This is a genomic window from Sphingorhabdus sp., from assembly GCF_044374345.1.
Taxonomy (GTDB): Bacteria; Pseudomonadota; Alphaproteobacteria; order Sphingomonadales; family Sphingomonadaceae; genus Sphingorhabdus_B.
This window is the reverse complement of the sequence record NZ_JBILOS010000073.1, coordinates 1-10,104: the sequence shown is the minus strand read 5'-3', so window position 1 is coordinate 10,104 and position 10,104 is coordinate 1. Positions and strand designations below refer to the sequence as shown.

10 protein-coding genes, 1 tRNA gene and 2 pseudogenes are annotated in these 10,104 nt (G+C 54.8%); 7 read left to right on the top strand and 6 right to left on the bottom strand.

Features of this window, described 5'->3' with window-relative positions; translation table 11 throughout:
• The first annotated feature begins 65 nt into the window (after nt 1-65).
• From purC to purQ, 4 genes are all read left to right on the top strand, one after another.
• On the top strand, nt 66-845 hold the full coding sequence (gene purC / locus ACIQ5B_RS08210) for a phosphoribosylaminoimidazolesuccinocarboxamide synthase (protein ID WP_125230782.1): 780 nt from the start codon (nt 66-68) through the stop codon (nt 843-845).
• Between the two features lie 60 nt (nt 846-905).
• Nucleotides 906-3,788 carry a M16 family metallopeptidase gene (locus ACIQ5B_RS08205; protein WP_397598583.1) on the top strand — a complete coding sequence of 961 codons (2,883 nt, stop codon included), beginning with the start codon at nt 906-908 and terminating at the stop codon, nt 3,786-3,788.
• Between the two features lie 108 nt (nt 3,789-3,896).
• Nucleotides 3,897-4,127, top strand: coding sequence for a phosphoribosylformylglycinamidine synthase subunit PurS (gene purS, locus ACIQ5B_RS08200; protein ID WP_183941822.1), 231 nt, complete (start codon nt 3,897-3,899; stop codon nt 4,125-4,127).
• Nucleotides 4,127-4,792, top strand: coding sequence for a phosphoribosylformylglycinamidine synthase subunit PurQ (gene purQ / locus ACIQ5B_RS08195; protein ID WP_397598584.1), 666 nt, complete (start codon nt 4,127-4,129; stop codon nt 4,790-4,792). The genes purS and purQ overlap by 1 nt, the downstream gene beginning before the upstream one ends.
• Here the strand turns inward: purQ and ACIQ5B_RS08190 are convergent.
• The gene (locus ACIQ5B_RS08190; RefSeq protein WP_397598582.1) at nt 4,760-5,146 is read right to left on the bottom strand and encodes a hypothetical protein; all 387 of its coding nucleotides are present in this window, start codon (nt 5,144-5,146) and stop codon (nt 4,760-4,762) included. The two genes, purQ and ACIQ5B_RS08190, sit on opposite strands and share 33 nt — an antisense overlap.
• A 6-nt stretch (nt 5,147-5,152) precedes the next feature.
• On the bottom strand, nt 5,153-5,884 hold the full coding sequence (locus tag ACIQ5B_RS08185; protein ID WP_397598581.1) for a queuosine precursor transporter: 732 nt from the start codon (nt 5,882-5,884) through the stop codon (nt 5,153-5,155).
• Nucleotides 5,885-5,942: 58 nt separating this feature from the next.
• Between ACIQ5B_RS08185 and ACIQ5B_RS08180 the strand changes: the two genes are divergently transcribed.
• Nucleotides 5,943-6,019: transfer RNA gene (locus tag ACIQ5B_RS08180), tRNA-Arg, on the top strand.
• A gap of 261 nt (nt 6,020-6,280) precedes the next feature.
• Complete coding sequence (locus ACIQ5B_RS08175) at nt 6,281-6,415, top strand: hypothetical protein (RefSeq protein WP_397598580.1); 135 nt, start codon at nt 6,281-6,283, stop codon at nt 6,413-6,415.
• A 114-nt stretch (nt 6,416-6,529) separates the two neighbouring features.
• On the opposite strand, the pseudogene ACIQ5B_RS08170 reads toward ACIQ5B_RS08175, so the two are convergent.
• Nucleotides 6,530-7,087: pseudogene (locus ACIQ5B_RS08170) on the bottom strand (recombinase family protein); the annotation flags it as partial.
• Nucleotides 7,088-7,281: 194 nt separating this feature from the next.
• On the opposite strand from ACIQ5B_RS08170, the gene ACIQ5B_RS08165 reads away from it, so the two are divergent.
• Nucleotides 7,282-7,590, top strand: coding sequence for a hypothetical protein (locus tag ACIQ5B_RS08165; RefSeq protein ID WP_397598579.1), 309 nt, complete (start codon nt 7,282-7,284; stop codon nt 7,588-7,590).
• A gap of 223 nt (nt 7,591-7,813) precedes the next feature.
• Here ACIQ5B_RS08165 and ACIQ5B_RS08160 read toward each other — a convergent pair whose 3' ends face one another.
• The 3 genes and pseudogenes from ACIQ5B_RS08160 to ACIQ5B_RS08150 all read right to left on the bottom strand — a co-directional run.
• Nucleotides 7,814-8,863, bottom strand: a complete 1,050-nt coding sequence (locus tag ACIQ5B_RS08160) for a glycosyltransferase family 4 protein (RefSeq protein WP_397598578.1) — start codon at nt 8,861-8,863, stop codon at nt 7,814-7,816.
• Nucleotides 8,860-9,738: a UDP-2,3-diacylglucosamine diphosphatase gene (locus ACIQ5B_RS08155; RefSeq protein ID WP_397598577.1), complete on the bottom strand. Its 879-nt coding sequence runs from the start codon at nt 9,736-9,738 to the stop codon at nt 8,860-8,862. The genes ACIQ5B_RS08160 and ACIQ5B_RS08155 overlap by 4 nt, the downstream gene beginning before the upstream one ends.
• A 105-nt stretch (nt 9,739-9,843) precedes the next feature.
• Nucleotides 9,844-10,104, bottom strand: a pseudogene (locus ACIQ5B_RS08150) (alkaline phosphatase family protein); the annotation flags it as partial.

Here is a 10,104-nt window from a genome sequence, read left to right as displayed (position 1 = left end):
CGTCTGGTCACTTTACGACCGGTCCCGCCGGGGCACGTCATTTTAAGCAAAGTCAGGGACCGCATATGACCCGCCGCCGCAAAATATACGAAGGCAAGGCCAAGATTCTTTATGAAGGTCCTGAACCCGGCACTTTGATCCAATATTTCAAGGATGATGCGACCGCCTTTAACGCCCAGAAAAAGGGTACGATTTCTGGCAAGGGCGTAATTAACAATCGCGTCTCAGAGCATGTTTTCACGCGCCTGAGCCATATTGGCATTCCCACCCACTTCATCCGCCGCCTGAACATGCGTGAGCAGCTCATCCGGCAAGTTGAAATCGTGCCGATCGAAGTGATTGTGCGCAATGTCGCTGCGGGCACTTTGTCCAAACGGCTTGGCATCGAAGAAGGCACACCCCTGCCCCACACATTGCTGGAATATTGCTACAAAGACGACAGCTTGGGCGATCCGCTTGTAGCCGAAGAACATATCGCATGCTTCGGTTGGGCCACGCAGGAGGAAATGCAGGACATTTCTTCAATGGCGATCCGCATCAACGATTTCATGTGCGGCATGTTCGCAGCGATTGGCATTCGATTGGTGGACTTTAAACTAGAGTTCGGCCGACTGTTTGACGGCGATTTTTCACGTATCATTTTGGCGGACGAAATCAGCCCCGATGGATGCCGCCTTTGGGACATCGAAACCGGCGAAAAGCTTGATAAGGATCGCTTCCGCCGTGATTTGGGCGGTGAAGCGGAAGCCTATCAGGAAGTGGCGCGCCGTCTGGGCCTGATGCCGGATGAAAGCGAAGGCGCGGTACTCGATATGGTTAGCCATAGGCTGCGTAAAGGCAAGTAACACAAGAATTTACATCTTTGCATCTTGCTATCGGTGGCTTTCTCTGGACAAAGTCGACCGATGAACAAGAGACATTTACTTGTATTGGCGGTGGCTGCCTCGGTTGTAGGCACACCCGCTTTGTCCGCTGCGCCGCAAGAGAAAGCTAAAGTCCACGGCACGGAACGCACCGCACCCTGGAACGCGGAGACGTCCGACCTCGAACCAGACGCCAGCATCATTTACGGGCGGCTGCCCAATGGTCTGCGCTACGCCATTCGCCCGAACCAGCGCCCCCAGAATCAGGTGCTTGTGCGCATGACTATCGACTTCGGGTCGGCAGCAGAGGCGGAGGACGAGCAGGGTCTTGCGCATTTCATCGAACATATGGCGTTCAACGGCAGCACCAACGTGCCCGAGGGCGAGATGGTCAAAATGCTTGAGCGGCTTGGCCTCTCCTTTGGCGCCGATACGAACGCGTCAACGGGGTACACACGGACCGAATATAAGCTCGATTTGCCGAAAGCCGACCCGCGCCTGATTGAGCGCGCCTTGTTCCTGATGCGCGAGACCGCGGGCAATATCTCGTTTAACCCCGCAGCGGTTGATCGTGAACGTGGGATCGTATTGGCGGAGCGGCGCGAGCGCGAAAATTTCGCGTTTCAACGTGGGCGGGCTGCCAACAATCTCTTTTTTCCCAACACCTATTATTCGACCCGCTACCCGATTGGGCTAGCCGAGATTATTGAAACCGCACCTGCGGATCGGTTGAAGGCACTGTATCACAAATGGTATCGACCAGACCGGATCAAGATCATCATTGTCGGGCCAGTGGACCCCGTTGCGATTGAACGCGAATTGGCGAACAAATTCGCCGATTGGCAGGTCGCAGCACCACCCTTGGGTAACCTTGACCGTTGTGAACTCGATACGTCGCGTGGCCTGTCTGCCGCAAGTTTTACCCATCCTGAAATCAATGAGGCCATTGGCGTTCAACAATTTCTCAAGGACAAACCCCGGCCCGATACCGTCGAGCGGGCGATGTTTGAACTCAAGATGCAAATTGCATCGGCCATCATTTCCCAGCGGATAAGCCGCCGGTCGCGTTCAGAGGACATTCCCTTTCTGGGCGGTGGTGTAAATTTTGCCTTAGGAATCTGCGATAATTATGCCGCAGTCGGCTTTGGCGCAGCCGGCAAAGACGGTAGTTGGCGAGCATTGCTGCCATTTACAGAACAGGCTGTCCGGCAAGCCCTGCAATATGGTTTTGACGACACCGAAGTTGCCGAGCAGATAAAGCGCCTCGACACCTCTTATGAAAACAACGCCAAGGCAGAGGGCACAGAGCAAAGCGCTTCGATCGCCAACGCATTGGTCGGACTTGACGATGACGTCTATAATTCAGACGCCTACCGGTTGCTGCTATGGCGGCAGTTGCGTCCGTTCATGACGAAAGCTGCGATCAATGCGGAATTCGCAAAATGGTTTGGCCAGATGACGGCCCCGCAAATGTTTCTGTCGACGAAGCAGACGTCAGGGACGCAGTCCGATGATATCTTGGCCGCCTATGCCGCAAGCCGCGCTGTTGCGGTGGCTGCGCCCGTTGCGCGCCAGGCATCAGCATTTGCCTATACGGATTTTGGCCCCGCCGGCACCGTCGTTGCAGATACAGTCATCCCCGACCTTGGCATTCGCACAATCCGCTTTGCCAATGGCGTTTTGCTGAACCTCAAAAAAACCGATTTTGAGGACAATCGCGTGCGATATTCCCTGCGGATCGATGGCGGACAATTGCATTTTGCGAAGGACGCAGCGGTGTTGGCTTGGCTGATGTCCGGCGCGTATGTTTCCGGCGGTCTTGCGGCGCATGATTTTGAAGATCTGCGCTCCTTGCTTGCCGGGACAACCGTCACACCCGCATTCGGGGTAGCTGAAGACTATTTCGGCGGCACTGGTGCGGTTGCACCTGTGGACTTGGAACGCCAGTTGCAGGTGATGGCCGCGTACACCAAATATCCCGCCTACGCCGACAGTGCCTTGCGCTTGTTCCGCCGCCCATTGCCAGAAATCTACGCGCGACTGGACGCAACTCCGGGTTCGGCATTGAGCATCGCCATGGCGCGAATCATGACGGACAATGACCCCCGCTTTGCACTTGCACCGCTTGATGACATCCAAGCTGCCGATTTTACGAAGCTGAAATCGGCGTTGGGTGATGCGCTGATCCAGAACAGGTTGGAAATCGCAATCGTCGGCGACCTCGACGAAGCCGCTACAATCGGTGCTGTTGCCCGCACTTTTGGCGCCATGCCCACCCGAACGGGCACTGCAGATATGACAGCTCAGGACGCACGCTGGAGCACCGCAAGCGGGAATTTCGATATCCCGCACAAGGGTGAAGCCAATCAATTGGGGTGGCGCCGGATTTGGCCCACCACGGGTGACCGCGATCAGAAGCTGACGCAGTCGATGGACCTGTTGGCACGTGCCGTAACCCTTCGCCTTACCGACGAATTGCGGGAAAAGCTGGGCGCGACATATGGTGTGCAGGCAGGATCAGAGATGTCGGATATCTATCGCGACCGTGGTGCATTTTCGATTTCGACATCAGGCGACCCCAAGGACCTCGCCGCCATCGAAAATACGGTTGATCTGGTCATGGCCGAAATCGTGAAAGCACCCGTTGATAGCGACCTGTTCGAGCGCGCACGCAAACCTGTGCTCGAAAGCTATGCCGACTGGAAAAAGCGCAACCCGACATGGTTGGGGGTTGCAGCAGAAGCGCAAACCAATCCCGACAGGCTGAACCGGTTCCGGCAGAACGAAAAAACGTTCAATTCGATTACGGCACAGGATTTATGGGCACTGGCCAAGCAGTATCTCGGCAAACCCGCACAGTTCACATTCCGCGCCTTACCTGACGCGGCGATTGCCAAACCGATCATGGCGCCATCCAATCCGTAAAAGCGCCGTACGAAACGCGTGTAAAATCCTGTTGGGCGCGAGCTTACCCTTGAATCGCGCGGCGCGCCTTCTATAGGAAAGGCGAACAACCAAGCAGATAGGGCCCACATGAAAACCCGTATTTTTGTCACTCTGAAGAACGGCGTGCTCGATCCGCAAGGGAAAGCCATTCACCACGCGATCGAAGGCCTTGGGTTTTCGGGCGTTCATGATGTGCGGGCGGGCCGACTGATTGAGATTGAACATGAGCCTGGCCTGTCCAAGGCTGATCTGGAATCCATGTGCACGAAATTATTGGCCAATATGGTCATTGAGAATTTCGAAATCGAGCAAGCATGATGCGCGCTGCCGTCATTCAATTTCCCGGATCGAATTGCGACCGTGACATGGCGGTTGCCATTCGTGACATCACCGGCGCAGACACAAGCCTTGTGTGGCACCGCGAAAGCGCATTGCCATCCGGACTAGACCTCATCGCAATTCCCGGCGGCTTTTCTTATGGGGATTATCTGCGTTCTGGCGCAATGGCGGCACGTTCACCCGTGATGCAGGCGGTCATTGCCGCTGCGGGTCGCGGTGTCCCTGTCCTTGGTGTCTGCAATGGTTTCCAGATCTTGACCGAGGCAGGCCTGCTTCCCGGTGCATTGATGCGCAATGCTGGCATCCGTTTCGTCTGCCGCACCGTCGGTCTGACGGTCGAAAACAGTCAATCCATGTTTACCAGCGGCTATTCAGCCGGTGAGAAAATCCACATTCCGGTGGCCCATCATGACGGCAATTTCTTTGCGGATGACGCGACGCTTGATCGCTTGGAAGGCGAAGGCCGCGTTGCGTTTCGTTATGCCGAACCCGTCAATGGTTCCGCGCGCAGTATTGCGGGTGTTCTCAATGACGCAGGCAATGTTCTCGGCATGATGCCGCATCCCGAACGGATGATTGAGGCCATGCAGGGCGGATCAGACGGCCGCAGATTATTTGAGGGGCTGATCCGCGAAATCGCCTGATAAATCAGGTGTTGCGTCAGATTTTTTGGCGCGCGGAAACATAAACCGACCCAACAGCAGGATTATCGTCGGCCAAATCATGGTATTGTAAAGATCGTGCATCGCGGCGTCGATTGTCGCCTCGCCCGGCGCCTGACCCTGCAGATCGGCATATTCGTTGAACAATTCGGCGACGAGCACGATCAACCAACACCAAACACCGTCGGGCCTGCGGCGCAGAACAATCGCTGAGCCAAATAATATCAACAATGAACCGTGGATATGCATGGCATCGTTGGTGAGACCCACCGCGTCAATCAATCGTATTTTATAGCCGATCCAATATTCGGATAGATGCTCCAAATAATCCTGCATGACGTCCTAAACTTTGGTTTTGAAGGGCGAAAAATTTGTGCCCTCGTCGAAAATATCGACGCCCTCTTTACGCTTTAACCAGCCTACCACGACATATGTTAGGGGGGTCAGCACAACTTCCCAGCCCACTTTCAGCAGCCAGTTGGTAATCATAACGCTGATCACCTGCTCTTGGCTCCATAGGCCCCAAAAGGCGAGTGGGTAAAATATGATGCTATCGACACCCTGCCCCACCACGGTCGACCCAATGGTACGCGACCACAGATGCTTGCCGCCTGTCCAGATCTTCATGCGCGCCATGACATAGCTGTTCACAAACTCGCCCGCCCAAAAAGCGGTGATGGACGCAATCACGATCCGCCATACTTGTCCGAACACGCTTTCATAGGCGGCTTGCCCTTCCCAGCCCGGGGCTGGCGGCAAGGCAACAACAACCCAGCTCATGAACGCCATAAACAACAGGGCAGCAAAGCCCGCCCAGATGACGCGCCTTGCGCGGGCATAGCCATAAACTTCGGTCAGGACGTCGCCGATGACGTAGCCAAGCGGGAAAAACAATATCCCTGCCCCGAATATCCATTGCTCCCCGCTTATGGTCACCGCGGCCGGTTTTGCAGCGCCAATGATATTGGACAGCAGCAAAATGGCCACAAATGCGGCCATGACGAAATCATAATAGCGGAACTGGCGTCCGGTGACGGCACTTGCGCTTTCGGTTACAACGGGAGCATCTTGCATAAAATGACATAAGCAGCTTTGCGTTCGCAGGCAAAGCCGTTATTGCGCCTCTCAGCGCGCGCCCTTAGCTCAGCTGGATAGAGCGCGAGACTTCTAATCTTGAGGCCACAGGTTCGACTCCTGTAGGGCGCGCCAATTGCGAACATAACCGCGAACATTTTGCGGACCATCTTTTTCTCCCGAGACAGCTCCGGCCAGTACGTTGGTATCTCCAATGATGCGGACCTTTTCTTTGCTCACTTCGATGCGCGTGATGATTGATCGCAAATATGCAAGGCGGGCCTGCGCATCACCCTTCAGCAGTTTGTCCTGCGCAAGTTTAGCGAACGCCGCGATCCTGTCGGGCGTCAATTCCTGGCTGTTGGTGGCTTGCACGTGGATCCGATCAAGCGAGGTTTGAACGATGTCGCGTTCTTGCTTGATGGTTGCGATTCGCACCTTGAGGTCATCGTCGAGCTCGACAATGCCGTCTTCGATGGCACGGTAAAGGCGCGCAAGCTTTTCATGTTTGTCCTTGCGTTCAGCTTCTAGCCGACCCCGCCGATCATCTAGGGCAGCATCTTTGGTCTTTGTCCGCTTCACGAGCGCCCCAAGAATTACAGCCATCCGCTCAGGATTAAATAGCTGCTGGGTCACATTGTCCAGTATTAGCCCATCCAGCTTTTCAAGCGGTATGTTGCCACCCTTGCAAACAGATCGGCCGCCAAGCTTACAGCCAGCGCAGCTATAATAGCTGTATATTTTACCGCGACGACGCGTGCCCGACTTAGTCATGCCTGAGCCGCATGAAGCACATACAGCAAGGCCAGCTAGCAAGGTTGGTCCGTTGACCACACGTGGCGGCGTGACCTTTGGGTTATTGGATGAAAGCCGTCGTTGTACCTGCTCGAACAATTCCATGGGTACAATGGTCGGGATGTTTATCACGATCACTTTGCTGGGGTCGTGCTTTTGTTTGGTTTGGAAGTTTTTCACACCGTAGGGCCACTTGCCTGTTGCGTAGCATTTATTGGTCAGAATGCCGTGAACCGGTCCTATGCCAAACGTAGCACCAACACGGGTTCGGTAACCGTTGGAGTTCAACCATTCGGTTACCTTTTTCACACCAATGGGGCCGCTCTGTCCGTCTCCTTCTGCATAAAGCCGGAATATCAGACGGACCGTCTCGGCATCAACAGGGTCAACCTCCAAACCCTTTTTCATTTTGGCTCCGCGCAGCTCTACGTCGCAGATGCGATACCCAAGTGGCGGCTTAGCGCCATTCCAAAAGCCTTGCTTTGCATTCTCGCGCATCGCAAGCGTAACGTTCTTACCGTTCTCGCGAGATGTGTATTCGTCAAAGATGCCAATGATCTGACGCATCAGGGTCTGTGAAGGATCATCACCTGCAAATTGCCATGGACGGGAGCCAGAAGATACCGCAGCGCTGGTTAGAAACATTGGCATATCATCAAAAACAGGGGCGACAATGCCCCGCTATTCTTGAGGCCATCGCTGCGTGGATCGTCCATATTCGCGGAGACAAAAACATAGTGGATGACCCCATGCGCAATAGGTTCAGCGCATTATGGCAAACGTCCGGCGAGGCGCATATTGCATCCGCGCTTTTTGGTAATGGCGGGCAATTTGCGCAATATTGGGAAGCGAGGGAGGAAGACCTGACGCTGGTCAATCATTGGGTTTCGCAAGCGACGTTGGCGGGATAGCACTGACAGCTGCCCAAGGCTCCTTGATGTCAAAAAAACAGCTAAAAAACCGCTAAAAACCAAGCCCTTTCAGGCGCAGCCTGCCCGTTATCTGTATGGCGATCAGCTGATCTTTGGACTGTCTGGTGCGTGGTGCAGTCTGGTTCGGCCAGGCGTGTCCTATGGACGTGATTTCTGGGTACTTCATGAAAAGAACAGATCCCTCCATATAAGGGATTATAAGTCAGGCATTTTGATTAGTGACTTCACCCAATGCGCCAATGAACTGGTCGGTGCATCGATCCCAATCGAAACTCTGCGCATATGCAGCAGCGTCGGCTTTGCGCACACTAAGCGCGTTCTGAATGGCACAGGAAAGGTCGTCGCTTAAAGATCCGATCGGTCGTGGCAATTCGGACCAGGGGCCGCGACCATCTGGACCGATAATATCCAAAGGACCAGGGACGGGAAATGCAGCGACCGGAAGTCCAGATGCCAACGCTTCGATCATCACCAACCCAAATGTATCGGTTCGACTTGGAAATACAAAAACGTCTGCGGTGGCATAGGCGCTTGCCAGTTCAGTTCCCTTGAGCGTTCCCAGGAAAACGGCATTAGGATATTTTATTCTTAATTCAGACAAAGCAGGGCCGTCGCCGATCACGACCTTACTGCCTGCGACCTCCGCAGATAGAAAAGCTTCCAGATTTTTCTCCACGGAAACACGGCCCACGGAAATCATGACGGGATTGGGTAGGTTCGCCAACCGGGGATGGTCGGGCTGGTTTCCATGAAAAAGGCCATGGTCGATGCCGCGTGACCACAGGCGCGTATTGAGGATACCCCGCACTGAAAGCTCATCCATAAGACCCCTTGTCGCGGTCAGGACGGCACGGGATGGCTTATGGAACATCCGCATGATTGGCCAAAACCACTCAGCGGATAGCCCCGTTCGTACAGCAAGATAATCCGGAAAGCGGGTATGAAATGCCGAGGTAAAGGGCACATCATGCGCAAGGCACCATGCCCGTGCGCTCCAACCAATTGGGCCTTCGGTCGCGATATGGACAATGTCCGGAGCCATGGCATGTAAAGCCTTGCGCACGCCAAAGCGGGGTGCCAGCGCAAGGCGGATTTCCGCATAGCCGGGGCAGGGAATGGTGGTGAACCGGTCCGGCGCGATCACTTCGACGGTATGTCCGCGCGATTTCAGCCGGTTGACCGTTTCGGTCATCGTCCGGACAACGCCGTTGACTTGCGGCAGCCAAGCGTCCGTTGCGATGGCGATCCTCACGCCGCGATCGAAGCCCGCTTTTCGGCAGCTTTACGGACATGCTCGGCCCAATCGATAATCGCCATGGATCCGTCCTTCGCCTCGGTCAACGCGGTGCAGCTTTCGACCCAGTCGCCGTCGTTATAATAAGTAATCGATCCAAACTGCCGGATTTCGGCAGAATGGATGTGACCGCAGACAACGCCCTGAACACCGCGAAGCGCGGCCTCGCGCGCCACCACTTCTTCATATTGCCCGATAAACTGTACCGCGTTTTTGACGCGCATTTTCAGATAGGATGAAAGCGACCAATAAGGCATGTTCAACCTGCGGCGCACCGCGTTGAGAACGACGTTGGCTTTCAACAGCAGCGTATACGCTTGGTCACCCAAAAAAGCGAGCCAGCGGGCATATAGCACGATGCCGTCAAAGGCATCGCCGTGCGTCACAAGCAAGGCACGTCCGTCGGCGGTCTGGTGGATCGCCTCCAACTGCACCTCAACGCCGCCAAAGCTCAGGCCTGCATAATCACGGAACATTTCGTCATGGTTGCCGGGAATATAGACGACGCGGGTCCCGCGATGCGCCATTTTCAGCACCCGTCTGATGACTTCATTGTGCTGGTCTGGCCAATACCAACCCTTGCGTAACCGCCAGCCATCGACAATGTCGCCGACCAGATAAAGCGTCTCACATTCGATGGAATGCAGAAAATCGCTCAGCAGACCCGCCTGGCACCCTGCTGTCCCCAAATGCACATCAGAAATCCACACCGTGCGAAACCGCATCTTTGGTTGGTAGCTTTTGGGTTCGGGCTTATCGAACCATGCCGGCAGTTTTGGACCTTTTCCATCGCTTTTAAAAAGCAGGCTGTCGCTTAATTCAGTGGTTGTCATATTGCCCATCCCCCCGTTGTCTTAATGAATCCCTAAACGACGGATGAGTCATGTGCGTGGCAGATCAATGACAGTTTTTTTGCCATTAAGAATTGCCAATTGTCATTATCGGACCGCAGGCATCTCTGCGTCAGGCAGAAGCGCACCCATGGCTTTGGCAAGCGTTGGTGCGATGGAGCGCATGTCGATTTCGCCCAGGCTGCGTCCCTTGGCAACGCCTTTACCTATCATCATGAAGCTTGACCGCATCAATGGGCTATGGGGAAAATATCCGTGCATGCCCTTGCTGCCAGACGCGCTCACCAATGGCGCATCCGGTCCCTTGAAGCCGCCTGCATACGCATTGGGGGCATAGCTGATGTAAAA

Excerpts from the sequence above, each read along its gene's own strand:
- purC (WP_125230782.1), top strand. The coding sequence starts at position 66 with ATGACCCGCCGCCGCAAAATATACGAAGGCAAGGCCAAGATTCTTTAT.
- ACIQ5B_RS08205 (WP_397598583.1), top strand. The coding sequence starts at position 906 with ATGAACAAGAGACATTTACTTGTATTGGCGGTGGCTGCCTCGGTTGTA.
- purS (WP_183941822.1), top strand. The coding sequence starts at position 3,897 with ATGAAAACCCGTATTTTTGTCACTCTGAAGAACGGCGTGCTCGATCCG.
- purQ (WP_397598584.1), top strand. The coding sequence starts at position 4,127 with ATGCGCGCTGCCGTCATTCAATTTCCCGGATCGAATTGCGACCGTGAC.
- ACIQ5B_RS08190 (WP_397598582.1), bottom strand. The coding sequence starts at position 5,146 with ATGCAGGATTATTTGGAGCATCTATCCGAATATTGGATCGGCTATAAA.
- ACIQ5B_RS08185 (WP_397598581.1), bottom strand. The coding sequence starts at position 5,884 with ATGCAAGATGCTCCCGTTGTAACCGAAAGCGCAAGTGCCGTCACCGGA.
- ACIQ5B_RS08165 (WP_397598579.1), top strand. The coding sequence starts at position 7,282 with ATGGACGGGAGCCAGAAGATACCGCAGCGCTGGTTAGAAACATTGGCA.
- ACIQ5B_RS08155 (WP_397598577.1), bottom strand. The coding sequence starts at position 9,738 with ATGACAACCACTGAATTAAGCGACAGCCTGCTTTTTAAAAGCGATGGA.